Here is a 24,281-nt window from a genome sequence, read left to right as displayed (position 1 = left end):
CCTCAGTCGAATACCGCTTCGTAGCGCACTGCGCCGGTCACCGGTTCGCGGCTGCGGGGGACGAGGAACAGGCACATGCGGCCGAAACTGGGGTGCGAGAGCCAGTAGAGCCCCTGCGGCAGCGAGGCGCCGGCAGCGCCGCGCAGATACATCGAATAGGGCATGCGCCACGCGGTCGAGGTCGCGCGGGGACGCTCGGCCCGCACCTCTTCCAGCGTCAGTTCATGCGCCGGGCCGACGATGCCGCCGACCAGAAACACATCGCCGATCGCCGCGCAGGCATCCTGCGAGCTGGGGAGCGACAGCAGGGGACGGGTGCCCGACATCAGTGGCGGAATCCCGAATCGACAAGGCGTGAGAACGCGGCGCAGGCCATGACCTGGAGGCTCCATAAACTGTGGAAAGCCGGACTCACCCCTCCGGTCGTACCGAATAATATGCGTGAAATGGGTACGCCCGCAAGTCGGGGGTTTTGCGGATCGGCAGGTTAACCATGCGGCTCGTCGCATCGCGCGGGCGGGTCGCGGGGTGGTGCGGGGGACGCCGGATGCGGAGGTACCGACGAAGCTGACGAGAATGGGGGCGTATGCGGGCGACGCGACGGGTTTGCGACCGGGAACGGCCCGGATCGCGACCCGCTGACACCCGTGCCGCGACCGCCGCGCGACGGTGACGCGACAGGTGCGCGACACTCGGGCGACTGGTTGACGACCGAGTGTGACCGGAAGGCGACCGCGCGGCATCATGGACGCGCCACCGGGGCGACGGGGGCGCGACTGGGGGCGTCCGCTGGACCGCGCGGGGCGAGCGGATCGGGCGCGAAGGGATCGGCGAAGCGCGCGGCGTGGAGCTTGAGCGCGTGGCTCCAGTGATGGTCGAACGGCGTTCCAGCGAGGCGGTTGCGCAGCGCATGGGCGCTGGAGCGCGACATGCCGGCGGCGCGGGCCGCGCGGGCGATGCTGCCGGTTTCAACGAGCGCGGTGAGGAAGATGCGCTGGCGGGCGGGGGTCCAGTGGTTGCGTGGGGCGCTGGTGGCGGGTTGATCGGGGTGCATCGACTCGGCTCCGGTTGGTTGGAGCTGATTCAGTTGACCTATTTGGTTCGTGTAGGAAAGGGGGTTTTGGGTGCGCCAGCCCCCTCCCCTTCGTCACCCCGGACTTGTTCCGGGGTCCACTGCGAGGGAGGCGCGACGGCTGGGTTCGGAGGGCCGACGGGGCGTCTGAACGCTTTATCTTGGTGGCCGTGGTGGGGGATGGGAGCGCCACGCCAGCGCCTCATGGGTTCGGGGTGCGGGGACGGGTGGACCCCGGCACAAGGCCGGGGTGACCAGGGGGGTGGGGTGGGCGCATCCGTTCAGGCGGCAGTTCGTCATGCCGGGCTTGTTCCGGGGTCGTCCGTGCGGCACGCTCCCCCGTGCGATGTCCGAGCGAACGCCCTGCGTCTATATCCTTGCCAGCGGGTTTAACGGCACGACCTATGTCGGCGTTACGTCCGACCTGCTCGGGCGGATCGTCCAGCATCGCGAAGAGACGTTCGACGGCTTCACCGCGCGCAACAAGGTGAAGCGGCTGGTCTATTATGAGGTCGGAGGGACGATGGAGTCCGCGATCCGGCGCGAGAAGCAGCTCAAGCGGTGGCGGCGCGAGTGGAAGATGAACCTGATCGAGCGGGAGAATCCGCGCTGGGACGATCTGGCGGTGGAGCTGGGGCTGAAGCCGCTGGATGAGGACGACGCGGCGCCGGGTGCGGGACCGGACTGAGGCAGTAGCGGCGCATCGTCCCCGCTCCTGTCGTCATCCCGGACTTGTTCCGCGGTCCACTGTGCGGGAGGCGCGGCGGGCGCGGTTTCGAGCGCGGACGGGTGGTCTAGCCTGACTGGTCAGCGCGTGGCGGGTTCGGTCGCGGAGGATGGCGCGGGATCGGGCCGTTGGCGGTCGGGGCGCGGGGCTGGGTGGACCCCGGCACAAGGCCCGGGGGGACGAATATTGGGGGGTGAGCGCTGGCACCCTCTCCCGCCGTCACCCCGGACTTGTTCCGGGGTCCACTGTGAGGGAGGCGCGGAGGGCGCGGTTTCGAGCGTGGGCAGGTTGTCTGGCTTTGGCCTATCAGCTTGTGGCTGGCTCGGTCGCAGAGGATGGCATGGGGATCGAGCCACTGGCGATCGGGGCGCGGGGATGGGTGGACCCCGGCACAAGGCCGGGGTGACGAACGCTTTTATTCGGGTTGGTGGAATCCCACAGACAGATCAGCGATGATCTACTCCGCCGCAACCGTCCCATCGAACAACCCGCCCTCAGCGGCGTCCTCGTTGGCCGCCGGCCCGGCCTTTGCCTTCTGGCGCTTGTCGAACGAATCCCACACTTCGTTCCAGTTGCCCTTGGTCGCGCCCTTCGAATATTCCGTCGCGCGCTGTTCGAAGAAGTTGGCGTGTTCGACGCCGTTGAGCAAAGGGGCGAGCCAGGGGAGCGGGTGTTCGTCGATCATGTAGATCGGCTTCAAGCCCAGCTGGTTCAGGCGCCAGTCGGCGATGTAGCGGATGTACTTCTTGATTTCCTTGGGCGTCATGCCGGGGACCGGGCCCTGTTCGAACGCCAGGTCGATGAACGCATCCTCGAGCCGCACGGTCGTCTGGCAGACGTCCATGATGTCGTCCTTCACCGCCTTGGTCAGGCAGTCGCGTTCCTTGCAGAAGGCGTGGAACAGGCGGGTGATGCCTTCGCAGTGCAGCGATTCATCGCGCACCGACCAGCTGACGATCTGGCCCATGCCCTTCATCTTGTTGAAGCGCGGGAAGTTCATCAGCATCGCGAACGACGCGAACAGCTGAAGCCCCTCAGTAAACCCGCCGAACATGGCGAGGGTGCGCGCGATATCCTCGTCGGTGTCGACGGTGAAGCGCTGAAGGTAATCGTGCTTGTCCTTCATTTCGCTATATTCGAGGAACATGCCGTACTCGCTTTCGGGCATGCCGATCGTGTCGAGCAGGTGGCTGTACGCCGCGATGTGCACCGTCTCCATGTTGGAGAAGGAGGCGAGCATCATCTTGATCTCGGTCGGCTTGAACACGCGACCGTATTTTTCGTGGTAGCAATCCTGCACCTCGACGTCCGCCTGGGTGAAGAAGCGGAAGATTTGCGTGAGCAGATTGCGTTCGTGGTCGGTCAGCTTTTGCGCCCAGTCGCGGCAATCCTCTCCCAGCGGCACCTCTTCGGGGAGCCAGTGGATCTGCTGCTGACGCTTCCAGAAGTCGAACGCCCAAGGGTATTCGAACGGCTTGTAGGTCTTGCGGGCTTCGAGAAGAGGCATGGGGTTACTCCGAGAAGAACAGATGCTGAATTGAAATTGTGAGGACGACCGTGTTGGCGATGAGCGCCAAAGTCGCGCGGAGGCGGACGGTTCGCAGGCTTCGCCCTAACTCCATGGCTTTTCGCGATTGTCGAGGACCGACGATCGTACGAACCAACTGGACGATCCAAAGCCCGCTGGCTGCGGCGAGCGCACCATATATAGCCATATTGGCGCCCAGCACGCGCTGGAAGGCGAGCTGCAGCAAGACGGCTGCCAATACGAGGCCGACGAGCGTCAGCACGAACTGCTTTTGGCCGGTAGCCCGATAACGATTGACGGATTCTATCTCGCTCACGCCCCACCCACCACACTGGCGACCAGCGCGAAGCCGGTGAGGAAGAGGCAGAGCGCGACCAGCATCGTGCCGGCGATGCGCAGGGCGTAAATGCCCTCGGGCGAGGCGGCGCGGCGGCGCAGCAGGGTGAGGCCCGCTACACCCGACGCGATGCCGATGCCGGCCTGAATGGCGAGCGCGCGCGTCACTGGTCGATCACCGTGCCGCCGCGATCACGCACGATAACGCGTTCCTTGATGATCACCTTCTTCCCGCGATTGGCGCCGACGCCGAACACGCAGATGCCGAGGAAATAGCCAAAATCATACCAGCCGCCATTGTTGGGCACGGCATAGACCGCGACGTCGGGGACGAACAGCGACAGCACCCACGCGACCGGGAAGATGAAGCCGTGCCACAGGCCGAGCAGGAAGCCGGGCGCCGTGGGCTCGACCGCCGTGCCGACCTGCTGCGCGCAGGCGGCGAGCAGGGCGAGGCTGGCGATGGCGAGGGCATTACCTATCCGGATCATTGCGCATCTCCTGCATCCACTGGCGGCGCTAGGCGTTGGGCGGTTACGTCAACCAAAGGAACGCGATTATGGGACATGCCAGCAACGTCCGCGAGCATATGGAAGTCATCGGCGCCGATGGCGTCCATGTCGGCACCGTCGACAAGGTCGAACATCACCGCATCAAGCTGACCCGCAAGGACAGCGGCATGGGCAGCCATGAGGGGCATCACCACTTCCTCCCGCTCGGCCTGGTGGCCGAGGTCGAGGGCGACAAGGTGCGGCTGTCCGCCACCGCCGCCAACGCGCTCGCCTTCCAGGAAGAAGAGAGCGACGTCTGAGGCAGCGCTTCCCTCTCCCGTTGGGAGAGGGAGGGAGCCGCACAGCGGCGGAAGGGTGAGGGCAGCGTTCACGCGTTGCCCTTTTCTTGTGCCAGCACTGCTGCAACGCGGGCCAACACACCTTCGAGATTGCCCGTAACGTCGTCATTTGTGAAACGGATCACACGAAACCCCTCGCTCGCAATCACCGCGGTTCGCGCGGCGTCGCGAGACGCGCTGTCTGCATGGGTATCGCCATCGACTTCGATCACTAGAGCTTCCGAGAAACAGAGAATGTCGGCGTAGAACTGGCAGATCGGCACCTGATGCCGCCATTTAAGCACCGGGAAGGCTTCGCGGAGTGCGCGCAACAGCCGGCGTTCGGGACCGGGCGCCTCGCGCCGGAGCTGGTGGGCGCGGGGGACGGTCCCGATCGGCTGATTTGCGTAGAGGCGCACCCTGCCCTCACCCTTCCGCCGCTGCGCGGCTCCCTCCCTCTCCCAAGGGAGAGGGATTCAGTTCACTGACACGCCAGACATTCGTCGTAGTCGGTCGATTCGCCCAGGTTGAACTGCGGCGCGTCGATCGTGTTGTCGGCTTCCACGCCGCCCGCAAAGCCGGCGCGCTGCACCGATTTGCTGCGGAGATAGTAGAGCGATTTGATGCCGAGTTCCCATGCGCGGAAGTGGAGCATCAGCAGGTCCCACTTTTCGACGTCGGCCGGGATGAACAGGTTCAGCGACTGGGCCTGATCGATATAGGGCGTGCGGTCGCCGGCGAGTTCGAGCAGCCAGCGCTGATCGATCTCGAAGCTGGTCTTGTAGCAATCCTTTTCTTCCTGGCTGAGGAAGTCGAGATGCTGGACGCTGCCGCCGCGCTCGAGGATCGAGTTCCACACCGCTTCGCTGTTTTTCGACTTTTCGATCAGGATCTTTTCGAGATACGGATTCTTGACCGAGAAGCTGCCCGACAGCGTCTTGTGGGTGTAGATGTTGGCCGGGATCGGTTCGATGCAGGCGCTGGTGCCGCCGCAGATGATGCTGATCGACGCGGTCGGCGCGATCGCCATCTTGCAGCTGAAACGCTCCATCACGCCCATGTCAGCGGCGTCGGGGCACGGGCCACGCTCGACCGCGAGCTGCATCGAAGCTTCGTCGACCTGGCCCTTGATGTGCTTGAAGATCTTGCTGTTCCAGGTCTTGGCCATCGCGCCCTCAAAGGGCAGGCCGCGTGCCTGAAGGAAGCTGTGGAAGCCCATCACGCCAAGGCCGACGCTGCGTTCGCGGGCGGCGGAATAGGCGGCCTTTTCCATGCCGGGCTCGGCGCGGTCGATATAGTCCTGAAGGACGTTGTCGAGGAAGCGCATGACGTCCTCGATAAAGCCCTTTTCGTTCTTCCACGCGTCCCAGGTTTCAAGGTTGAGCGAGGAGAGGCAGCAGACCGCAGTGCGCTCGTTACCGAGGTGATCCTTGCCGGTCGGCAGGGTGATCTCGCTGCACAGGTTCGAGGTCGAGACCTTGAGGCCCAGATCGCGGTGATGCTTGGGCATGTTGTTGTTCACGTGATCGGCGAACACGATGTACGGCTCACCGGTCGCGAGGCGGGTTTCGACCAGCTTCTGGAACAGCGCGCGGGCGTTGACGGTGGCGCGGACGCTGCCGTCCTTGGGCGATTTGAGATCCCAGTCGGCGCCGCTGCGCACTGCTTCCATGAAGGCGTCGGGAATGAGGACGCCGTGGTGGAGGTTCAGCGCCTTGCGGTTGAAGTCGCCGCTGGGCTTGCGGATTTCGAGGAACTCCTCGATCTCCGGGTGGCTGATGTCGAGATAGCAGGCGGCCGAACCGCGACGCAGGCTGCCCTGGCTGATCGCGAGGGTCAGCGAATCCATCACGCGGACGAACGGGATGATGCCCGAGGTCTTGCCGTTGAGGCCGACCGGCTCCCCGATGCCACGGACATTGCCCCAATAGGTGCCGATGCCGCCGCCGCGCGAGGCGAGCCAGACATTCTCGTTCCAGGTGTCGACGATGCCGTTGAGGCTGTCGGGCACGGAATTGAGGAAGCAGCTGATCGGCAGACCGCGCCCGGTGCCGCCGTTGGACAGCACGGGGGTGGCGGGCATGAACCACAGGCGCGAGATATAGTCGTAGATGCGCTGGGCGTGCGCGGCGTCGTCGGCATAGGCCGACGCGACGCGGACGAACAGGTCCTGGAAATTCTCGCCGGGCAGCAGGTAGCGGTCGCGCAGCGTGTCCTTGCCGAATTCGGTCAGCAGCGCGTCGCGCGAATGATCGACCTCGACCGGGTAGATGCGCGGAGCGATGGTCTTCGAATCGAGCTTCTTCTTCGCCTTCACAGCCTTTTCAGGCGCGGCGGCGGCAGCCGGGGTTTTGGGCTCGACGAGCATTTCGGTGGTATCAGTCACGGTTTCACTCACGCTCGTTTCCTGGCTTTCTCTGAAGTCCATCGGTCGTCCCCTGCCACGTCCAATTGTCACGACTCGGGGGCGTTACCGATCCTAGCATCTTAGCATCCGGAACGAAGAGAACAAAACATGTCCATCCGTCCCGCCCAGGCAACAGCAGCACACCCCGCGATATAGGATCGCGAGCGGTGTTCCACCAGTGCTTGGGTTTGTCCCCCTTAGTGACCACAAGAGATTGTGCCAATCCGGCGCGGGAGGCAATACCGTAAATGACAGTTAAGGGACTCGGTTCGTCGCTGATATGACTCGGTTCATGGCACGCGACGGGTGGCATGAGGGGCGCGACGCGCGGACCTTCCTCGCCTTTTCAGAATGCAAGAGAACGACGTGCGAACGCAGGATTTTTTTCGCGGGGCAAGTCATCCACAGCTTTCTGACTCCGCGACGCCACCAGATGTAGCGATCCCCGCCCGGCAAGCCGGACGGGGATGCTGTGTCCAATGCGAATCCGACCCTTCTTGCCCTCACCCCTCCTGCGGAGGGGCGAGGGGAAGGCGTTAGAATCGGCCGGTCAGTTCAATGCCGTAGAAGCGCGGCTCGGCTGGGATGAAGGTCGGGATGCCGAAGCCACCGCCGGTGTTGCCCGCGTCGAGCAGATAATCCTCGTTCGACAGGTTACGGCCGAACACGGCCAGTTCGTAGCGACCCTCAGCGATCGACACGCCTGCGCGCGCGTTGAACAGGGTGATGCCCGGCTGGCTGATCGCGGGATTGTTCGGGATCTCAAAGAAGATCTGCGAACGATAGGTGACGGTCGGGGTCGCGAAGACGCGGACGCCGCCGATTTCGGTGTTGAGCGTGAAGCCGCCCGCCGCCTGCACTTCGGGCTGAAGGCGGAAGCGTGCGCCGGAGAAGGCGGGGGCGACCGAATTGCCTTTCTCGATCTTCGCATCGATATACGCGCCGTTGGCGAAGACGGTCAGCCACGGCGTCGCGCGGACGCTGACTTCGGCTTCGACACCGAAGTTGCTGGCCTTGCCCGCGCTCTGCGTGCGGGTGGTGCCGTCGGGCTGGATCACGCTGACCTGGAAGCCGTCATATTTCTGGTAATAGACGCCGAGCGTGCCCGAGACGGGACCGACGCGGCCCTTGAGCCCAGCTTCATAGTTCCACACCTTTTCCTCAGCGACGAGGTTGAGGTTTTCGACCGGGCCGGCGGGGGTGGAACGCGCCGAGAGCTGGACGACCGGCGAGCGGCGCCCCTTCGACACGGTGGCGAAGACGTTGATGTCGTCGGTCGCGCGGAACAGGACGTTGAAGCGCGGCAGCACGGCGTCGAAGCTGTCTTCGGCGTGGAGCGTGCGGCCCGCGGTATCGACCTGACCCGGGATCAGCGACGCGCCGCCGCTGAGCACCGAGCGCGGCACACGCGCGAAATAGCCCGAGCGGCGGTTTTCGGTGAGCCAGCGCACGCCCGCGGTCAGCTCAAGCTGGTCGAACGGGATCCAGGTGCCGTCGGCGAACACCGAGTAGCTGTCGTTGCGCCCCTGATTCTCGAACACCGAGCTGTAGGGGATCGCGGTGGCGAGGCCGCCGGTGGCGCGCGACGTCGCCAGTGCCGCCGTCACCACGCCCGCCGAATTGATGCAGCCCAGGCCCGGAATGAAGTTCGCCGCGCACTGCAGGAACGTGCCTTCTTCGGACGAGAAGGGGACGTTCTGGAAGCTGTCCTCAACGAACACGTTGAAGCCGAACGAGCCACGGAACTTGGCGCCGGTATAGGCAAAGCGGCTTTCCTGGCTGGCCTGCCAGCCCTTGGCGAATTCGGCGAACTCCAGATACCAGGCGGCCGAGCCGTCGGCGTCGAACACTTCGAGGCTGTCGAACTCGCGATAGCCGTTGACCAGGGTCAGCGACCAGCGATCGGTGATGTCCCAGCTGACCGTGAGGTTGGCGTCGTAGACCTCGCGATTAAGGCCGAGCTTTTCCATCCCCAGCACCTGCGCCGAGACGGGCGAGCCGCCGAGATGCGCCGCGCCGAACGGGTTGCCCGGACCCGCCGTGGTCGGCAGCGCGCGCGAGATGAACGGGGTGCCGCTGTTGCGCTGCTGGTCATAGGTGAGGATCAGGTCGGCGCGGAACGCGTCGCTCGGGCTCCAGCGCAGCGAACCGCGCACGCCGAGCTGGTCCTGTGCGTAGAGATCGTCCTGATTGGCGGCGAGGTTCTCGACATAGCCGTCGCGCTTCTTCACTTCGAACGCGATGCGGCCACCGAACACGTCGTTGCCGGCGTTGACGAAGCCGGCGACGCGCCAGGCGTCGAAATTGCCGTAGCTGGCGGTCAGCTGGCCGGAGAAGCCCGCTTCGGGACGCGCCGAGATGATGCTGATCGCGCCGATCGTCGAGGCGGTGCCGAACAGCGTCGCCTGCGGCCCCTTGATCACTTCGACGCGCTCGAGATCGTAGATCGCCTGGTACGAACCGCGCGAACGCGAGATATCGACGCCGTTATAGTAGAGCGAGACGCGCGGCCCCTGCTGCGCCGAGCCCGAGTCCGACGTGATGCCGCGGATCACGATGCCGGGGTTGTTCGCGCTCTGCTCCTGCACGTTGAGGCCGGGGACATAGTTGGACAGCTCGTCCAGGTCCTGCACGCCGAGCTCCCGCATCCGCTCGCCGCTGTTCGCGCTGATCGTGATCGGCACGTCCACCGCGCGCTGTTCGGTTTTCTGAGCAGTGACGATGATGTCGCCATTTTCGTCCTCAACCGCCGCGCGCGATGCGGGCGCTTCCTGCGCGAGCGCGGTGCCGGACACGGTGGTGAGCAGCGCCGCGAATGCGACGCCGGAAAGGCGCGATGCCATGATCGATTTCCCCTGGTGGACGTAGTTTATGGTGCACGCCCCCTGCTCCCGATCTGTTGCACGGCGACGCGATTTCGATGACGAAGCGGGGAGAGTTTCGTGACGATTTGGGGACAGTCGGGCGCGGGTCGTTACGCTGGACTAGGGCCTCACGCGGGTCTCAACAGTCATCGGAGAAGCCGCATCGGAATCGCGATGGTCGATCAAGGCCAGTGGAAGACCCGGCGCGGCGGAGCCAGCCTCGTGCGAATCGTCCATCGGTATTAACGGTTCGGCGAGGGATCCACCCGGTTGTGAAAGAACCCAGTGTATCCAAGCAACAGCACCCCCGGCGTGCCCGGTGCGGTGAAAGTCTTACGAACCCCGAGCGGTCCGAACTTCCCACGGACCGTTCCGTCAGGGCCATCAACTAGCCATCCGCCGATCTGCAGCCACCCTTCCTTCAGGACGATCGTCGTTTCCGGACGGGCGCGTATCTCGGCAATCTCTTCGGCGGACAGTTCCGCCCGCCGCTTTGTGAGGCGCGCGCAGCTGTAAAACGCCTCTTCGAGATAGCGTTTGAGCCGCTCACCGTTGTTGGCAGTCAACATGGTGAAACGGGCTTGCTTTGAAGGGGCGCCCTCCCATTCGATCGAAGCCTCGGATTGGTTCTCATACCGCAGGTTTGAGTCCTGCCACCCCGACACTGGATCACCCCCGCGAACCTTGAGCGCGCAGGCAACGAAAACGCGGGTGTTCGATGGGTTCACTGCATATTCGAAGGTCAAAGTCGCCCGAGCAGCGGGCAAGTCGCGAGCCATCGCCTCACCATTTGTAGCCACCCGCGCGTCCGCAGCCCGGAGCCACACCGTCTCCGCGAAGGCTGCACGCGTTGCCGTCAAGGCAAGTGCGTGGGCGTCGAAGTCAGCAAGCGAGGGGTCGAATGCGCGCCCTTTCTTTCGCAGGCCATCGCGTTCGCGCCGTTCGAGAATCCCCGAGAACAACATGCCGACCGGACCGCCAAAGCTGGCGACGGGTGCCAAGCTCAGTGTCGGCGAATATTGCACGCGAAGGCCAGTTTGCGGCACCATAACGAGCAGGTCTAGCGGCTCTGCCGTCGTGCGCACCTCGGTCGGCAACGCATCGAATGGGCCCGCCATCGCCGGACGTGGCAGCATTAGCAACGCGCAGACCAGAGCAGCTCCGACGACACTCGACACACGAAGCGACATGCGATTGCCCCATCTCATTCGGCTCCCCCGAGCCACGCACGGCGTCTTAGAGCCATGCCATATCGTTGATGTCAAACGACTTTCCTCGGTCAGCAATCCGAAAGCATCGCGATGCAATCCTTCTGACTGAAGGGGAATCCCATGCGCCATCTGCTGATCGTCGCCACTATGCTTGCCGCCCCCGCCACCGCGCAGATCCGCGATCCGGCGGGGAGCAATGCCGGCTGGCCCGCGCCGCGCCCGGCGCTGCCCGGGGTGGCGCGCGACCTGCATCAGGTGGACCGGTCGATCCGCGATGCGCGCGATGCCGGCAAATTGTCGCGCAAGGAGGCGCGGGAGTTGCGCCGCGAGAGCCGCCGGATTGCGGCGCTGGAGGACCGCTATGCCCGCGACGGGCTGAGTGAGTCCGAGCGCGCGGGATTGCAGGCGCGGATCGAGGCGTTGCGGAGCATTGCGAGCGCGCGGCGCAAGCCGTGATCCCGAGATCGCTTGAGGGGCGTGCGACACGCGGCTAGCCTTACTCCAAAGACGCTTTTTGGAGACTGCGATGTCGCTGCTGTTCCTGTCGCTTGCCCTTGCCTCACCCGCCGCTGCCGCACCGCCCGCGCCGGTCGCGGTGTCGGCCGAGACGCAGATTGTCGAGCGGTCGATCGACGACCTCGCCGCCGATCTGACAGCGGGGCGGACGAGCAGCGAAGCGCTGGTGCGCGCCTATCTGGCGCGGATCGAGGCGATCGACCGCAAGGGGCCGATGCTGCGGTCGGTGATCGCGACCAACCCGGAGGCGATCGCACAGGCGCGGATGCTGGACGCCGAGCGGCGGGCGGGCAAGTTGCGCGGGCCGCTGCATGGCATTCCGGTGCTGGTGAAGGACAATATCGACACCGTCGGGATGGCGACCACGGCGGGCAGTCTGGCGCTGAAAGACAATATGACGGGCCGCGATGCGCCGCTGGTGGCGAAGCTGCGCGCGGCGGGGGCGATTATCCTGGGCAAGACCAACCTGTCCGAATGGGCCAACATCCGCTCGACCCGGTCGATGAGCGGGTGGAGCGCGGTCGGCGGGCTGGTGCGCAACCCCTATGCGCTCAACCGCACCGCGTGCGGATCGTCGAGCGGGTCGGGCGCGGCGGCGGCGGCCAGCCTTGCCGCGGCGAGCGTGGGGACCGAGACCGACGGGTCGATCGTATGCCCGTCTTCGATCAACGGGCTGGTGGGGATGAAGCCAACCGTTGGGCTGGTCAGCCGTACGCATGTTGTGCCGATCAGCCATAGTCAGGACACCGCCGGGCCGATGACGCGCAGCGTGCGCGACGCCGCGTTGATGCTGACCGCGATGGCGGGGAGCGATGCGGCCGATGCGGCGACGGCACAGGCGGATGCAAAGCGGGTCGATTATGCGGCTGGGCTCGATGCCAATGGCCTGCGCGGGGTGCGCGTCGGGGTGGTGCGACCGCAGAACCTGTCCCCCGATCTGGCCAGCGTGTTCGATGTCGCGCTGGAGAAGCTGAAGGCGGCGGGCGCGGTGCTGGTGCCGGTCGAGCGGCCGGCAACGCCCGGACTGGGCGCGGCGGAGTTCGCGGTGCTGCTGACCGAGCTCAAGGCCGATCTCGACGCCTATCTCGCAACCACGCCCAATGCGGTGACCGCGCGCACGCTGGACGCGGTGATCGCGTTCAACAGCGCCAATGCTTCGAGCGAAATGCCGTTCTTTGCGCAGGAGATTTTCCTGGACGCGGCGAAGACCAAGGGGCTGGACGATCCCGCCTATCGCACCGCGCGCGAAACATCGCTGCGGCTGGCGGGCAAGGAGGGGATCGACGCGATGCTGGCCAAAGCCGATGTCGCGCTGCTGGTCGCACCGACCGCGGGCGCAGCGTGGTTGTCCGATCCGGTCCATGGCGATCAATCGGACGGCCCATCGGCGAGCGGCCTGCCCGCGGTTGCCGGATACCCGCATCTGACGGTGCCGATGGGGATGGTCGATGGATTGCCGGTGGGGTTGAGCTTCTTCTCTACCGCCTGGCGCGATGCCGAGGTTTTGAAGGCGGGATATGCGTTCGAGCAGCAGGCGAAGGCGCGGGTGGCACCGCGCTATCTGCCCAGTGTCGAAGCAGGGCCGGGGCTGGACGGGGTGCGTTAGGTTCTTTCAGCTTCGCTGAGGCGGCACCGGCCCGCTCCCCCACCCGGCCACCCAACGCCAGTGTATTCTATGGGTGGCCGGGTGGGGGAGCGGGCCGGTGCCGCAACTAATAGGCTTAAACGCACCAGCCCATGCGGCGTCCGCGATAGGGGCGGGCCAGTCCCTCGGCGATCAGCGTGTCGCCGACGCCGCGGCCGTTCACCTCGACGCGGCGCAGCTTGCGGCCATAGCGGTCGGTGTCGCGGTCGATCGGATGGAGCGTCACGGCGCCGCTGTTGAGCAACGCCTGCAGCCGTTGCGTCGCCGCCGCGCCGAGCCGGGCTTCCTCACGGCAGCGCGCGGGGTGGGTTTCAGGAGTGTCGATATCGGCGATGCGGATCTTGTCCCCCGCCATGCGGAACGTATCGCCATCGACCACGCAATTGGTGCCGCCGCCGCTATGGCAGAAGCCGAAGGCGGTGCGGGGGGCGGCGGCCGGTGCGGCAGGCGCGGGGGCGGCGGCAGGCAGCATCGACCAGGCGAGCCCGCCAACGATCCCTGCGAGCAGCATCCCCGCCAGTTCGTTGCGCCCGAAGCCTCGCCGCCGGTGCCGGCCACGGTGCAGGTCCAGAGGGTGTTTCATCGTCTCGCGTCCATCGGGCGCGAGGGTAAAAGACCCGGCTGATCAAATCCTTAACCGACGCATCCACCATGGCGGGGAGTCCCGCCATAGTGGAGGGAGGTCAGGCGTTGGCCAGCCCGAGCTGCCACAGGATGAAGGCGTTTTCGTCGGCGGCTTCGCGCAGGCTTTCCCAGCGGCCCGATTTGCCGCCATGGCCGGCGCCCATGTTGGTCTTGAGCACCAGCACATTGTCGTCGGTCTTGGTCGCGCGCAGCTTGGCCGCCCATTTGGCGGGTTCCCAATAGGTGACGCGGGGGTCGTTGAGGCCGCCGGAAATGAACAGCGGCGGATAACCCTGTGGCTTGACGTTGTCGTACGGGCTGTAGCCGCGGATCAGGTCGAACGCGGCCTTGTCGGTGATCGGGTTGCCCCATTCGGGCCATTCGCCGGGGGTCAGCGGCAGGCTGTCGTCGAGCATGGTGTTGAGCACGTCGACGAACGGGACATCGGCGACGACCACGCCCCACAGATCGGGGTCGGAGTTGACGACGGCGCCCATCAGCTCGCCGCCGGCGCTGCGCCCGGCGATGGCGATGCCGCCCTTGTGGGTGTAGCCGCGATCGATCAGGCCCTTTGCGACGTCGACGAAGTCGTTGAAGGTGTTGGCGCGCTTTTCCAGCTTGCCGTCGAGATACCATTGCTGGCCCAGATCATCGCCGCCACGGATATGCGCGATGGCGAAGGCGACACCGCGGTCGAGGAACGACATGCGTGCGGTCGAGAAGCCCGGCGGGATGGCGTAGCCGTACGCGCCATAGGCGTAGAGGTAGAGCTTGCCCGTGCCGTCGCGCGGGAAGTCCTTCGGGTAGACGATCGAGCAGGGGATGTCGGTGCCGTCGCGCGCGGTAATGTGCAGCCGTTCGGTCGCGTATTTGCTCGCGTCATAGCCCGAGGGGATGATCTGGACCTTGAGCGTTTCGAGCTCGCCGGTCGCGACGTCATAGTCATAGACGGTGCCGGGCGTGACCATCGATTCATAGCCGATGCGCAGTTTCGCCATCGCATATTCGGGGTTGTCGCCGAGGCTGGCGACATAGCTTGCCTCCGGGAAGGCGATGCGCTTGGCGCCGTCTGTTTCTGGGCCGCCTTCGTACTGGTGGATCTCGATCTGATCGAGCCCGGCCTCGCGCCCCTCGACCACGAAATAGTCGGCGAAGGTGGTGACGCCGGTCATGTAGAAGGTTTCGGACGGCGCGATCCGCTCGACCCAGTCGCCCGGCGCATCGAGGCTGGCGGTGACGAGCCGCCAGTTGGTGTGGGTGTCGTTGGTGTGGATGAAGAGCGTGCCGTCATGCTCCTCGACATCATATTCGCGGCCGGTCTGGCGCGGGGCGACGAGGATCGGTTCGGCGAGCGGGTTGTCGGCGGGGAGCAGGCGGATTTCGCTGGTGACGTGATCGCCGGTCGAGATGACGAGGAAGCGCCGCGATTGCGTCTCGCCGACGCCGACGCGATACCCCTCGTCGTCCTCGTGAAAGAGTTCGATGTCGCTCTCGACCGGATCGCCGAGCTTGTGCCAGCGGGCATTGTCGGTGCGCCACTGGTCGTTGGCGACGCCGTAGAGGAAGCCCTTAGAGTCCGAGGTCCAGACGAGGTCGGAGAGGACGCCGGGGATCATGTCGGGGAGCAGGTCGCCGGTGGTCAGGTCCTTGACCCGCACCTCGAACCGTTCCGAGCCATTATCGTCAAAGGCATAGGCGAGATAGCGGTCGTCGGGGCTGATCGAGAAGCCGCCGAGCACGAAATATTCCTTGCCGTCGGCGAGCTTGGGTTCGTCGAGGATCAGTTCGGCGTCACCGCCCGCAACCGGCTTGCGCCACCAGCGGCGATATTCGCCGCCGGTCTCGTGATCGGTCCAGTAGAGATACGCGCCGTCCTTTTGCGGGACCGTGGCGTCGTCTTCCTTGATCCGCCCGCGCATCTCCTGAAACAGCGTTTCGGCGAGCGGCTTCAGCGGCTCCATCACGCCTTCCAGATAGGTGTTCTCGGCCTCGAGATAGGCGAGGACGTCAGGGTCCTTGACCTCGGGATAGCCGGGGTCGCGCAGCCAGGCCCAGGGGTCGTCGATCGTCACGCCGTGGCGCTCGTAGCTGAAGGGGCGGGTGGCGGCGACGGGGGGCGTGGTCTGGCTCATCCGGCCCGTCTAGCGCAGCCGCCCGTTGGCGCAAACGGTTGCCGTGAACGGAAGCGGCGCTAGGCTGGTCGAAAATCTGGGAGGATCGGATGGGCAAGGCGATGCTGTTGGCGGCTGCGGGCGTGGCGCTGGCATGGAGCGGCGCGGCGCAGGCTCAGCGCTACGATGCGACGATCACCCGGACCCAGCATGGCGTGCCGCATATCGTCGCGAAGGACTGGCGCGGAGCGGGCTATGGCGTGGGCTATGCCTATGCGCAGGATAATCTGTGCATGATCGCCGAGGAGTTCGCGACAGTGGCGGGCGAGCGCTCGCTGCATTTCGGGGCGAAGGGCAGCGCGACATTGGGCTTCCAGAGCGTCGACAATCTGTCGTCCGACCTTTTCTTCCGCTCCGCGATTGATGTGCCAGCCCTGCGGCGCGGGGCGAAAGAGCAGGGGGCGGCGGCGCTGGCGCTGACTGCTGGCTGGGTCGCGGGGTATAATCGCTATCTCAAGGATCTGGGGCCGGAGCGGGTCCCGGCCGAGTGTCGCGGCAAGGCGTGGGTGCGGGCGATCACCGCCGACGACATGCTGCGGCTGAATGAGAAGCAGATGCTGCTCGCCAGTTCGCTGAACTTCGCGCCGGCCATGGCCAATGCGGTGCCGCCGGGAAGCGAGCCGCCGACCAAGACGAGCGCGGCGATGCCCGACCCGGCGAAGTTCGAGGTCGCCAGCAATGGCTGGGCATTCGGCGGCGATGTCACCGCCAATGGCAAGGGGATGGTGATCGGCAACCCGCATTTCCCCTGGGCTGGGCCGAGCCGCTTCTGGCAGATGCATGTGACGATCCCGGGCAAGATGGACACGGCGGGGGTCGGGATTGCGGGGTCGCCCTTCCCTACTTTGGGCTTCAACAAGGACATTGCCTGGACGCATACGGTGACGGCGGCGCGGCACTTTACGCTGTATCAGCTGGCGCTCGATCCGAATGATCCCACCGCCTATCTGGTCGATGGCAAGTCGGAGAAGATGGTGGTCAAGGCCGTGACCGTACCAATGCCCGATGGCGCGGCGCCGGTCACGCGGACGCTCTATTCGACCCGCTTTGGCCCGGTGATCGTGATCCCGCAGGCGATGGCGAACTGGAGCAAGGCGACCGCTTTCGCGATGCGCGACGCCAATGCCGGGAACCAGCGCGGGATCGGCACCTGGGTGCGGATCGCGACGGCGAAGAATGTCGGCGAGGTGCGCGCGGCGGTCACCGAGACGCTCGGCATTCCGTGGGTCAATACCATCGTCGCCGATCGCCATGGCGATGCGCTGCACGCCGATGTCACCGCCGTGCCCAACGTGTCGGCGGAGAAGGCGAAGGCGTGCGCGACGCCGCTGTCGCCGGCGGTGGCGCGCACCGCGATCCTGCTCGACGGGTCGAAATCGGCCTGTGCGTGGGATGCGGCGGCGGGGACGCCGGTGCCGGGGCTGATGCCCGCAGCCGATCAGGCGGTGCAGGCGCGGCGCGATTATGTGGCCAACATGAATGACAGCTATTGGCTGAGCAATGCGGACCATCCGCACCCGGTGCTGTCGCCGATATTAGGCGAGGCGGAGAAGCCGGTTTCCTTGCGCACCCGATCGGGGTTCATCGAAACCCGCGCGCTGATCGCGGGCGGCAAGGTCGATCACGCACGCGCCAAGGCGATGACCTTTGCCAACAAGAGCCATGCGGGCGAGCTGGCGTTGAAGCCGCTGCTGGCGCTGTGCGCGGGCAAGGATGTGGCCGATGCCTGTGCGGCGCTGGCGAAATGGGACGGGCGGTTCGAGCTTGATAGCCGGGGGGCATGGTTGTTCGACCGGTTCTGGATGAAGGTCGCGCGTCTGCCCGGCATCTGGGCGGTGCCGTTCGATGCCAAGGACCCGGTGCACACCCCACGCGATCTGGTGATCAGCGGTGAGACGGGCGACAAGCTGGTCGCGGCACTCAAGTCGGCGGCGGAAGAGGTGACCAAGGCGGGGATCGCGCTTGATGCGCGCTGGGGCGATGTCGCCTTTGCGCAGCGGATCACCGATCGCATCCCGATCCATGGCGGTGATGGCGCACTGGGCGTGCTCAACGTGCAGATGATGGTGCCGGCGCCGGGCGGGGTCACGCCGCGCCATGGGTCGAGCTATGTGCAGGTGGTCGGGTTCGATGACGCGGGGCCGGTTGCGGACACGATCCTGTCCTACTCGCAGTCGCCCGACCCGCAATCGCCCTGGTATGGCGATCAGACGCAAATGTATTCGCGCAAGCAGTGGGTGCGGTTCCCGTTCACCCCGGCGCAGATCGCGGCGGCGAAGGTGGGGAAGGCGGTGCGGATCGCGGAGTGACCCCGGTCACTCCGGCGTGACGACGCCGCCCATGCCGAGCCGCTTGCCACGGGTGATGATCACCTTGTCGCCGAGCTTGGCCTGCGCGAACACCAGCTTGGCGAAGGCGGTGGGGACGCCGATGCAGCCATGCGTGGCGCGGCCCTCTTCAACTTCTGACCCATGGATCGCGACGCCGTCCCAGGTCAGGCGCATCATGTACGGCATCGGCGCGCCGTAGAGGTTCGAGATGTGGTGGACCTTTTTCTGCTTGATCGTGTGCACGCCGAGCGGGGTCGGCTTTTCGTCCATGCCGTAGAGGATCGCGGTCGCGCCGATCTCGTACCCGTCGCGGAACACCGACATGGTCTGTGCTTCCAGATCAACGGTGATCACCAGCGGGCCATCGGGCGGGACGCCGTCGGTGTTCCAGTAATAGGTGCCGAAGCTGATCGGGCCGGGGATGTCGAGGATGCGCTTGACTGTCATCGCCTCCAGCGCCGGGGCGGCGGGCGGGAGTGCGGCGGCGGGTGCCGGTGCGATGGGAGACGCGACAACTGGCTTCGGCGCCGGAGCGACGGGAGCGGCTTTGACCGTGGGTGCGCTTCGGGCCGGTTCGGGCGCGGGGATCAGCGCAGCCGCAGCCATCGCGCCGACGCCAAGCGCCGCTACGATCCCCGTCCGCACCATCCATCCGCCTGCGCGCATCAATCTCCTCCGGTCCATCCACGCCAGATCGTGCATCGCGCCGCGCCTGACCACCCCCCGATTTGACCGCGTATCGCTGTGGGACAGGACGGAGGCGCGTTAACCTGACGGCCTCACCCCCCTTTTCAACCCGCGTCGCTTGGGCCACCAGAGCCGCTTAACGGCGCGGCGTCCGCTCCCCATATGGGGCCCAACACCGTAGCCCCAGCAGTTCGAGGACCGTTCCCATGTCGACCCACGCCGCCCGCCTTCAGGCCCTGCGCGAGCAGCTCAACCGCGATCAGCTCGACGGGTTCGTCGTGCCGCTGACCGATGAGCATATGAGCGAATATGTCGGCGACTATGCCCAGCGGCTGTCGTGGCTGACCGGGTTTCAGGGGAGCGCGGGGAGCGCGGTGGTGCTGCCTGAGGCGGCCGCGATCTTCACCGACGGGCGCTACACGATTCAGGTGCGCCAGCAGGTCGATGGGGCGAACTGGGAGTATGTGCCGGTCCCGCAGGTGAGCATCGCCGACTGGCTGCGCGACCATGCGCCGCAGGGCGGGCGGATCGGATACGACCCGTGGCTGCACACGCGCGGCTGGGTCGAGGAGGCGCGTAGGGCGCTGGCCGAGCGTGGGGCCGAGCTGGTGGCGGTCAGCCGCAACCCGATCGACGCAGTGTGGGACGACCAGCCGGCGCCGTCTGACGCCAAGCTGATCGTGCAGCGCGACGATTCCGCCGGGCGGACCAGCGCGTCCAAGCGGGCGGAGATCGCCGACTGGCTGGCCGAGCGCAAGGCTGACGCCGTGGTGCTCTCCGCGCTCGATTCGATCGCCTGGACGTTCAACGTGCGCGGGGCGGATGTCAGCCACACGCCGGTCGCGCTCGCCTATGCCATCGTCAACGCCGACGGCACCGCCGACCTGTTCGTCGCCAAGGACAAGGTGGGTGACGACGTCGCCCAGCATCTGGGCAATGCGGTGCGGGTGCATGACCGCGCGGCCTTTGCCCCGGCGCTGGAGCAGTTTGCGGGCAAGCGCGTGGCTGCCGACCCGGCTGGGTCGGTCGCAGCGATCTTTGACGCGCTCGATGCGGGCGGCGCGACGATCCTGGCGACGCGCGATCCGGTCGTGCTGGCCAAGGCGGTCAAGAACGACGCCGAAATTTCCGGGCACAAGGCAGCGCAGGCGCGCGACGGCGCGGCGCTGGCCCGCTTCCTCAAATGGGCTGAGGCGGAGATGCCCAAGGGCGGGGTGACGGAAATGTCCGCCGCCGACCGGCTGCAGGCGTTCCGCGAGGAAACCGGCGTGCTGCGGGACCTGAGCTTCGACACGATTTCGGGCACCGGGCCCAATGGCGCGATCCCGCATTACAAGGTGACCGACGAGTCGAGCCTGCCCATTGAGAATGGCCATCTGTATCTGGTGGATTCGGGCGGGCAATATGAGGATGGGACCACCGATGTGACTCGCGTGATTCCCGTGGGAGAACCGACGCAGGAGATGCGCGACCGCTTCACCCGGGTGCTCAAGGGCCATATCGCGATTGCCACCGCGGTGTTCCCGGCGGGGACGACTGGCGGGCAGATCGATGCCTTTGCCCGCCGCCCGCTTTGGGAAGTCGGCTGCGACTATGGCCATGGCACCGGGCATGGCGTCGGCGCCTATCTGTCGGTGCATGAAGGGCCGCAGCGGATTGCTGCGCCCAACTATCCCGGCGGCGGCCCGGCCGAGCCGCTGCGCGCGGGCATGTTCCTGTCGAACGAGCCTGGATACTACAAGGCGGGCGAGTTCGGCATCCGCATCGAGAATCTGGTGCTGGTGGTCGAGAAGGACATTCCCGGCGCCGAATCGGTGATGCTGGGGTTCGAGACGCTGACCTTTGCCCCGATCGAGCGCGATCTGATCGAGCCGGGGTTGCTGACCGAGGACGAGCGCCGTTGGCTCGACGCCTATCATGCGCGCGTGCTCGAGATCCTCGGCCCGCAGCTGTCGCCCGACGAGCGGGCGTGGCTCGACGCCAAGTGCCGGCCGATCGCGGCGCGCTGACTCCGGCTTGCTCCCACTCCTCGTTCACTATACGTTCCCCCCGTAACGATTCGGGGGGACGATATGATTGGCTATGTGACCTTGGGGACCAACGACCTCGCGCGCGGGGCGGCATTTTATGACGCGATCGCGGCTGAGCTGGGCACCGCGCGGATGATGGAATGGGATGGCACGATCGCCTGGGGGACGCCGGGCGGCGGTGCCGGCGTCGCGCTGACCAAGCCGTTCGACGGCAATGCGGCGAGCGTGGGCAATGGCGTGATGGTCGCGCTGGAAGCAAAGGATGAGGCGCAGGTCGATCGGCTCCACGCGGTGGCGCTGGCCCATGGCGGCAGTTGCGAAGGCGCGCCGGGGCCGCGCGGCGACAGCTTCTACGCCGCCTATTTCCGCGATCCGGACGGGAACAAGCTCAACGCCTTCATCATGAAGGGGTGAGTTGCGCCGTCAGTCGGGTGAGCCTGACGATGGCGGGATCACGATTGGCGGCGGGCCGGGCAAGTCCGCCGCCTCGCGTGCCTGTGCCTTGCGCTTGCGCAGATTTTCGCGGAGCGCAGCGGCGAGGCGGGCCTTTTTGTCGGCATCGGTCATGATCGCGCGATAAACCGGGCCACTGCGCCTTGACAATGGCCCGCTCCCGCGCGAAAGGGCCGCCTCCCAGCGTGGAACGGACCTTCCGCCCGCGCCGAGTGCTGCCGTAGCTCAGTGGTAGAGCGCATCCTTGGTAAGGCTGAGGTCGTGAGTTCAATCCTCACCGGCAGCACCATTTTCCCCAATCCGAACTGAAGGTTGCGGGGCCGCGTCTGCGGTTCGCGTGGAACCGCTTTGCCTCCCGCTCATTGATGCGCGGCATCAACAGGAGGAATTTGCATGAAATCGATGTTCAAGGCGGCGCTGGCTGGCGCCGGACTGTTTGCGCTCGCCGCGTGCGGCGGCGATGCCGATGACCGGGCGGCGGATAATGTCGAGGCCAATGCCGAGGCGATGGCCGACAATCTCGAGGAGCAGGCCGACATGGCCCCCAATGAGACGATGGAAGAGGCGCTGGAAGAGCAGGCCGACAATGTCCGCGATGCGGGCGAAGCCAAGGCCGACGCGATCGATGACGCGGACGATGCGCGCATGGAAAACAGCCGCTGATCCGCGCAAACTGATCGAGCGGGGCGATCACTGAGGCCGTTTCTTCGCGTTTCAGATCGATTTCCCCAAACCCCATATGGGCGGCATTGCTTCACAGGATGCCGCCCATGTCGCGCGATCTGACCAAGACGTTCACCTATCTGTCGATCCACCTGACGGTCGGGTTCAGCGTCGCCTATGCCTTTACCGGCTCGATTGCCCTCGCTGGCGGGATCGCCCTGATCGAGCCGTGCATCAACGCGGTCGCATTCTTCTTTCATGAGCGCGCGTGGCAGCGATTCGACGCGCGGCGGCGCGATGCGGGGGCGATCGACGGGCGGATCGTCACTGCCTGACCTTGCGCCGGGTGCCGGAGGGGCGCACTATGACACCGGTAACATTTATCGGAGTGACGCGATGCGCTTCCTTATCTTGCCCCTGATTGCGCTGGCCGCATGCTCGCCTGCCAGCAACGATGCCGCGCCCGCCAATGGCGTGCTGGCCGAGGGGCCGGAAACGGCGATCACCAACGTCGCGGCGACCGAGTTGCCTGCTGGCGTCGCGGAACTGGCCGAGGCAACCGTGCCGGGAATGCGGATCGCGGAGGCCGAGCGCAAGGATCGCGACGGGCGGACTTATTACGATGTCGAAGGCACGCGGCCGGACGGCAGCGAGGTCGAGATCGACATGCTGCTCCAGCCCGACGGGTCGCTGAAGGCGGTCGAGGTGCAGCGCGACATCGCATGGGAAGCGGCCCCCGCCCCGGTCCGCGCCGCCGCCGCAGCCACCGCCGACGCCTTTACGCCCGAACGCGTGATCGAGAGCCGACAGGTCGAGGACGGGCGGATCCTGTATGAGCTGTTCGCTCCCGGAAAGCCCAAGGACCCCGCGATGGAGATCGCATGGGCCGACGGCAAGGCGACGCTGCTGACCGAGCGCGCGATCCACTGACCCCGGCGCGCAACGCGAATTCGCAAGCCAGCGAGCGGCACAGCGCCTAGGCTGTCCTCCGGGCGCTATGCCCGCGAAGGAACAGGTCATGGCCAAGAGCCAGAAGAAGTCGAACCGCGAAGTCCGCAAACCCAAGGCGGAAAAGCCGCCCAAGGGCAACGCATCCAACCCCACGACCAAGGACAAGCCGGTCGCGATGGTGACGATCAAGGGGTGACCAAAGCGCCCCTCCCCCGCCCCGATCGCACAGGCGGCGTGGGGCGGTGGGCGGGACATCGGGTGCGGAACGGCGCTTCCTGGCTGGATCAATCAGGCGCTATCCGGGGTCGGCGAGACCGCCGATTCAGCGCGCGATCGCGACCGCTGGCGCGTTGACCCCGGCGGCTTCCAGCTCACGCTCGGCCTGAGTGAAGCCATAGGCCGGGACGATCTCGCCCGTGCGATCCGCCGCTTGCGCCCAGTGCGCGGCAAGCCGTTCGCCCGCATCCGCGCTGCCGCCGATCTGGATGCCGTCGGTCAGCGTCACATTGGCGGTCGCGAAATGCCCGGCACCGGCGCACAGGATCGCGCGGGTCGGCGCGTCCGCACCCACCAGTGCGAGCAGGCCGGGGCTGACCAATGCGGGGTCGAGCGCGGCGAGGCTCGCTTCCGATAGCACGCCTTCGGTCATCCCCGTCGCCGCGGTCGGGGCGAGGCAATTGACGCGGATGCCGTATTTCTCGCCCTCGATCGCGAGCGTCTGCATCAGGCCGACCAGCGCCATCTTGGCAGCACCATAGTTCGCCTGACCGAAATTGCCGTAGAGCCCGGAGGACGAGGTGGTCATGACGATGCGGCCATAACCTTGCCCGCGCATGATCTCCCACACCGCCTTGCTGGCGATGGCGGCGCCCATCAGGTGGACGTCCACGACGAGGCGGAATTCGTCCATGCTCATCTTGGCGAAGCTCTTGTCGCGCAGGATGCCGGCATTGTTGACGAGGATATCGACCCGGCCCCACGCGTCCATCGTCGAGGCGACGATGTTGGAGACCGCCCATTCATCGGTGACCGATCCGGCCAGAGCCAGCGCCTTGCCGCCCTGTGTCCCGATTTCGGCAGCAACGCGCTGAGCCGCTTCGTCGCTGAGGTCGTTGACGACCACGCGCGCACCCTTGCCGGCAAGATACAGCGCGTGTGCGCGGCCGAGGCCACCGCCTGCACCGGTGACGATTGCAATCCGTCCTTCGAGCGACATCAAATGATCTCCCATAAATTC

Annotated in this window: 26 protein-coding genes and 1 tRNA gene; 12 read left to right on the top strand and 15 right to left on the bottom strand. The window is 66.1% G+C overall.

The window, feature by feature from the left end; genetic code table 11:
- Nucleotides 1-2: 2 nt before the first annotated feature.
- Both K9B35_RS12595 and K9B35_RS12590 read right to left on the bottom strand, forming a co-directional pair.
- Complete coding sequence (locus tag K9B35_RS12595) at nucleotides 3-326, bottom strand: DUF6916 family protein (RefSeq protein ID WP_224922184.1); 324 nt, start codon at nucleotides 324-326, stop codon at nucleotides 3-5.
- 416 nt (nucleotides 327-742) lie between these two features.
- The gene (locus tag K9B35_RS12590) at nucleotides 743-1,054 is read right to left on the bottom strand and encodes a LysR family transcriptional regulator (RefSeq protein WP_224922183.1); all 312 of its coding nucleotides are present in this window, start codon (nucleotides 1,052-1,054) and stop codon (nucleotides 743-745) included.
- A gap of 364 nt (nucleotides 1,055-1,418) precedes the next feature.
- Between K9B35_RS12590 and K9B35_RS12585 the strand changes: the two genes are divergently transcribed.
- Complete coding sequence (locus K9B35_RS12585) at nucleotides 1,419-1,760, top strand: GIY-YIG nuclease family protein (protein ID WP_224922182.1); 342 nt, start codon at nucleotides 1,419-1,421, stop codon at nucleotides 1,758-1,760.
- Between the two features lie 496 nt (nucleotides 1,761-2,256).
- Here K9B35_RS12585 and K9B35_RS12580 read toward each other — a convergent pair whose 3' ends face one another.
- Genes K9B35_RS12580 through K9B35_RS12565 form a run of 4 tightly spaced genes read right to left on the bottom strand, consistent with a single transcriptional unit; the run spans nucleotide 2,257 to nucleotide 4,154 of the window.
- Complete coding sequence (locus K9B35_RS12580; protein WP_224922181.1) at nucleotides 2,257-3,306, bottom strand: ribonucleotide-diphosphate reductase subunit beta; 1,050 nt, start codon at nucleotides 3,304-3,306, stop codon at nucleotides 2,257-2,259.
- A gap of 4 nt (nucleotides 3,307-3,310) precedes the next feature.
- Nucleotides 3,311-3,643, bottom strand: coding sequence for a hypothetical protein (locus K9B35_RS12575; protein WP_224922180.1), 333 nt, complete (start codon nucleotides 3,641-3,643; stop codon nucleotides 3,311-3,313).
- Nucleotides 3,640-3,831, bottom strand: a complete 192-nt coding sequence (locus K9B35_RS12570; protein WP_224922179.1) for a hypothetical protein — start codon at nucleotides 3,829-3,831, stop codon at nucleotides 3,640-3,642. The genes K9B35_RS12575 and K9B35_RS12570 overlap by 4 nt, the downstream gene beginning before the upstream one ends.
- The gene (locus K9B35_RS12565) at nucleotides 3,828-4,154 is read right to left on the bottom strand and encodes a hypothetical protein (RefSeq protein WP_224922178.1); all 327 of its coding nucleotides are present in this window, start codon (nucleotides 4,152-4,154) and stop codon (nucleotides 3,828-3,830) included. The genes K9B35_RS12570 and K9B35_RS12565 overlap by 4 nt, the downstream gene beginning before the upstream one ends.
- Before the next feature lie 68 nt (nucleotides 4,155-4,222).
- Between K9B35_RS12565 and K9B35_RS12560 the strand changes: the two genes are divergently transcribed.
- Nucleotides 4,223-4,474 carry a DUF2171 domain-containing protein gene (locus tag K9B35_RS12560; RefSeq protein ID WP_224922177.1) on the top strand — a complete coding sequence of 84 codons (252 nt, stop codon included), beginning with the start codon at nucleotides 4,223-4,225 and terminating at the stop codon, nucleotides 4,472-4,474.
- A gap of 68 nt (nucleotides 4,475-4,542) precedes the next feature.
- On the opposite strand, the gene K9B35_RS12555 is transcribed toward K9B35_RS12560, so the two are convergent.
- The 4 genes from K9B35_RS12555 to K9B35_RS12540 form a co-directional block, all read right to left on the bottom strand.
- Nucleotides 4,543-4,911, bottom strand: a complete 369-nt coding sequence (locus K9B35_RS12555) for an endonuclease domain-containing protein (RefSeq protein WP_224922176.1) — start codon at nucleotides 4,909-4,911, stop codon at nucleotides 4,543-4,545.
- Nucleotides 4,912-4,973: 62 nt separating this feature from the next.
- Nucleotides 4,974-6,920 (bottom strand): ribonucleoside-diphosphate reductase subunit alpha, encoded by a 1,947-nt coding sequence (locus tag K9B35_RS12550; protein ID WP_224922175.1) that lies wholly within the window; start codon nucleotides 6,918-6,920, stop codon nucleotides 4,974-4,976.
- A gap of 515 nt (nucleotides 6,921-7,435) precedes the next feature.
- A complete protein-coding gene (locus K9B35_RS12545) occupies nucleotides 7,436-9,742 on the bottom strand; it encodes a TonB-dependent receptor (RefSeq protein WP_224922174.1) in 2,307 nt (768 codons plus the stop codon).
- 263 nt (nucleotides 9,743-10,005) lie between these two features.
- Nucleotides 10,006-10,953, bottom strand: coding sequence for a hypothetical protein (locus tag K9B35_RS12540; RefSeq protein ID WP_224922173.1), 948 nt, complete (start codon nucleotides 10,951-10,953; stop codon nucleotides 10,006-10,008).
- A 141-nt stretch (nucleotides 10,954-11,094) separates the two neighbouring features.
- Here K9B35_RS12540 and K9B35_RS12535 point away from each other — a divergent pair, with 141 nt between their 5' ends.
- Entirely contained in the window at nucleotides 11,095-11,430 is a 336-nt protein-coding gene (locus K9B35_RS12535) for a hypothetical protein (protein ID WP_224922172.1), read from the top strand.
- Between the two features lie 70 nt (nucleotides 11,431-11,500).
- On the top strand, nucleotides 11,501-13,096 hold the full coding sequence (locus tag K9B35_RS12530) for an amidase (protein ID WP_224922171.1): 1,596 nt from the start codon (nucleotides 11,501-11,503) through the stop codon (nucleotides 13,094-13,096).
- A 115-nt stretch (nucleotides 13,097-13,211) separates the two neighbouring features.
- Here K9B35_RS12530 and K9B35_RS12525 read toward each other — a convergent pair whose 3' ends face one another.
- Nucleotides 13,212-13,718, bottom strand: a complete 507-nt coding sequence (locus K9B35_RS12525; protein WP_224922170.1) for a thermonuclease family protein — start codon at nucleotides 13,716-13,718, stop codon at nucleotides 13,212-13,214.
- 100 nt (nucleotides 13,719-13,818) lie between these two features.
- Nucleotides 13,819-15,891: a S9 family peptidase gene (locus K9B35_RS12520; RefSeq protein ID WP_224922169.1), complete on the bottom strand. Its 2,073-nt coding sequence runs from the start codon at nucleotides 15,889-15,891 to the stop codon at nucleotides 13,819-13,821.
- An 89-nt stretch (nucleotides 15,892-15,980) separates the two neighbouring features.
- On the opposite strand from K9B35_RS12520, the gene K9B35_RS12515 reads away from it, so the two are divergent.
- The gene (locus tag K9B35_RS12515) at nucleotides 15,981-18,239 is read left to right on the top strand and encodes a penicillin acylase family protein (protein WP_224922168.1); all 2,259 of its coding nucleotides are present in this window, start codon (nucleotides 15,981-15,983) and stop codon (nucleotides 18,237-18,239) included.
- 6 nt (nucleotides 18,240-18,245) lie between these two features.
- Here K9B35_RS12515 and K9B35_RS12510 read toward each other — a convergent pair whose 3' ends face one another.
- Nucleotides 18,246-18,962 (bottom strand): L,D-transpeptidase family protein, encoded by a 717-nt coding sequence (locus tag K9B35_RS12510; protein ID WP_224922167.1) that lies wholly within the window; start codon nucleotides 18,960-18,962, stop codon nucleotides 18,246-18,248.
- A gap of 191 nt (nucleotides 18,963-19,153) precedes the next feature.
- Between K9B35_RS12510 and K9B35_RS12505 the strand changes: the two genes are divergently transcribed.
- Both K9B35_RS12505 and K9B35_RS12500 read left to right on the top strand, forming a co-directional pair.
- Nucleotides 19,154-20,956, top strand: a complete 1,803-nt coding sequence (locus K9B35_RS12505; protein WP_224922166.1) for an aminopeptidase P family protein — start codon at nucleotides 19,154-19,156, stop codon at nucleotides 20,954-20,956.
- A gap of 63 nt (nucleotides 20,957-21,019) precedes the next feature.
- The gene (locus K9B35_RS12500; RefSeq protein ID WP_224922165.1) at nucleotides 21,020-21,391 is read left to right on the top strand and encodes a VOC family protein; all 372 of its coding nucleotides are present in this window, start codon (nucleotides 21,020-21,022) and stop codon (nucleotides 21,389-21,391) included.
- 9 nt (nucleotides 21,392-21,400) lie between these two features.
- On the opposite strand, the gene K9B35_RS12495 is transcribed toward K9B35_RS12500, so the two are convergent.
- Entirely contained in the window at nucleotides 21,401-21,544 is a 144-nt protein-coding gene (locus K9B35_RS12495; RefSeq protein WP_224922164.1) for a hypothetical protein, read from the bottom strand.
- Nucleotides 21,545-21,644: 100 nt separating this feature from the next.
- Between K9B35_RS12495 and K9B35_RS12490 the strand changes: the two genes are divergently transcribed.
- The 5 genes from K9B35_RS12490 (at nucleotide 21,645) to K9B35_RS20195 (ending at nucleotide 23,240) form a co-directional block, all read left to right on the top strand.
- Nucleotides 21,645-21,719: transfer RNA gene (locus K9B35_RS12490), tRNA-Thr, on the top strand.
- Between the two features lie 104 nt (nucleotides 21,720-21,823).
- On the top strand, nucleotides 21,824-22,093 hold the full coding sequence (locus K9B35_RS12485; RefSeq protein WP_224922163.1) for a hypothetical protein: 270 nt from the start codon (nucleotides 21,824-21,826) through the stop codon (nucleotides 22,091-22,093).
- 107 nt (nucleotides 22,094-22,200) lie between these two features.
- Nucleotides 22,201-22,428 carry a DUF2061 domain-containing protein gene (locus K9B35_RS12480; RefSeq protein ID WP_224922162.1) on the top strand — a complete coding sequence of 76 codons (228 nt, stop codon included), beginning with the start codon at nucleotides 22,201-22,203 and terminating at the stop codon, nucleotides 22,426-22,428.
- Between the two features lie 61 nt (nucleotides 22,429-22,489).
- The gene (locus tag K9B35_RS12475; protein WP_224922161.1) at nucleotides 22,490-23,023 is read left to right on the top strand and encodes a PepSY domain-containing protein; all 534 of its coding nucleotides are present in this window, start codon (nucleotides 22,490-22,492) and stop codon (nucleotides 23,021-23,023) included.
- An 88-nt stretch (nucleotides 23,024-23,111) separates the two neighbouring features.
- Nucleotides 23,112-23,240 carry a hypothetical protein gene (locus K9B35_RS20195; protein ID WP_263622528.1) on the top strand — a complete coding sequence of 43 codons (129 nt, stop codon included), beginning with the start codon at nucleotides 23,112-23,114 and terminating at the stop codon, nucleotides 23,238-23,240.
- A gap of 126 nt (nucleotides 23,241-23,366) precedes the next feature.
- Here the strand turns inward: K9B35_RS20195 and K9B35_RS12470 are convergent, their stop codons facing one another.
- Nucleotides 23,367-24,260 carry an SDR family NAD(P)-dependent oxidoreductase gene (locus K9B35_RS12470; RefSeq protein WP_224922160.1) on the bottom strand — a complete coding sequence of 298 codons (894 nt, stop codon included), beginning with the start codon at nucleotides 24,258-24,260 and terminating at the stop codon, nucleotides 23,367-23,369.
- Between the last annotated feature and the right edge of the window lie 21 nt (nucleotides 24,261-24,281).

It is taken from the genome of Sphingomonas sp. R647, assembly GCF_020177055.1.
Classification (GTDB): domain Bacteria; phylum Pseudomonadota; class Alphaproteobacteria; order Sphingomonadales; family Sphingomonadaceae; genus Sphingomonas.
Note: the sequence above shows the minus strand (reverse complement) of the source record. Positions and strands in the feature narration are given on the sequence as shown.

Coding starts and splice junctions, on each gene's coding strand:
- K9B35_RS12595 (WP_224922184.1), bottom strand. CDS start 326: ATGTCGGGCACCCGTCCCCTGCTGTCGCTCCCCAGCTCGCAGGATGCC.
- K9B35_RS12590 (WP_224922183.1), bottom strand. CDS start 1,054: ATGCACCCCGATCAACCCGCCACCAGCGCCCCACGCAACCACTGGACC.
- K9B35_RS12585 (WP_224922182.1), top strand. CDS start 1,419: ATGTCCGAGCGAACGCCCTGCGTCTATATCCTTGCCAGCGGGTTTAAC.
- K9B35_RS12580 (WP_224922181.1), bottom strand. CDS start 3,306: ATGCCTCTTCTCGAAGCCCGCAAGACCTACAAGCCGTTCGAATACCCT.
- K9B35_RS12565 (WP_224922178.1), bottom strand. CDS start 4,154: ATGATCCGGATAGGTAATGCCCTCGCCATCGCCAGCCTCGCCCTGCTC.
- K9B35_RS12560 (WP_224922177.1), top strand. CDS start 4,223: ATGGGACATGCCAGCAACGTCCGCGAGCATATGGAAGTCATCGGCGCC.
- K9B35_RS12550 (WP_224922175.1), bottom strand. CDS start 6,920: ATGGACTTCAGAGAAAGCCAGGAAACGAGCGTGAGTGAAACCGTGACT.
- K9B35_RS12545 (WP_224922174.1), bottom strand. CDS start 9,742: ATGGCATCGCGCCTTTCCGGCGTCGCATTCGCGGCGCTGCTCACCACC.
- K9B35_RS12540 (WP_224922173.1), bottom strand. CDS start 10,953: ATGTCGCTTCGTGTGTCGAGTGTCGTCGGAGCTGCTCTGGTCTGCGCG.
- K9B35_RS12535 (WP_224922172.1), top strand. CDS start 11,095: ATGCGCCATCTGCTGATCGTCGCCACTATGCTTGCCGCCCCCGCCACC.
- K9B35_RS12530 (WP_224922171.1), top strand. CDS start 11,501: ATGTCGCTGCTGTTCCTGTCGCTTGCCCTTGCCTCACCCGCCGCTGCC.
- K9B35_RS12525 (WP_224922170.1), bottom strand. CDS start 13,718: ATGAAACACCCTCTGGACCTGCACCGTGGCCGGCACCGGCGGCGAGGC.
- K9B35_RS12520 (WP_224922169.1), bottom strand. CDS start 15,891: ATGAGCCAGACCACGCCCCCCGTCGCCGCCACCCGCCCCTTCAGCTAC.
- K9B35_RS12515 (WP_224922168.1), top strand. CDS start 15,981: ATGGGCAAGGCGATGCTGTTGGCGGCTGCGGGCGTGGCGCTGGCATGG.
- K9B35_RS12510 (WP_224922167.1), bottom strand. CDS start 18,962: ATGCACGATCTGGCGTGGATGGACCGGAGGAGATTGATGCGCGCAGGC.
- K9B35_RS12505 (WP_224922166.1), top strand. CDS start 19,154: ATGTCGACCCACGCCGCCCGCCTTCAGGCCCTGCGCGAGCAGCTCAAC.
- K9B35_RS12500 (WP_224922165.1), top strand. CDS start 21,020: ATGATTGGCTATGTGACCTTGGGGACCAACGACCTCGCGCGCGGGGCG.
- K9B35_RS12495 (WP_224922164.1), bottom strand. CDS start 21,544: ATGACCGATGCCGACAAAAAGGCCCGCCTCGCCGCTGCGCTCCGCGAA.
- K9B35_RS12485 (WP_224922163.1), top strand. CDS start 21,824: ATGAAATCGATGTTCAAGGCGGCGCTGGCTGGCGCCGGACTGTTTGCG.
- K9B35_RS12480 (WP_224922162.1), top strand. CDS start 22,201: ATGTCGCGCGATCTGACCAAGACGTTCACCTATCTGTCGATCCACCTG.
- K9B35_RS12475 (WP_224922161.1), top strand. CDS start 22,490: ATGCGCTTCCTTATCTTGCCCCTGATTGCGCTGGCCGCATGCTCGCCT.
- K9B35_RS20195 (WP_263622528.1), top strand. CDS start 23,112: ATGGCCAAGAGCCAGAAGAAGTCGAACCGCGAAGTCCGCAAACCCAAG.
- K9B35_RS12470 (WP_224922160.1), bottom strand. CDS start 24,260: ATGTCGCTCGAAGGACGGATTGCAATCGTCACCGGTGCAGGCGGTGGC.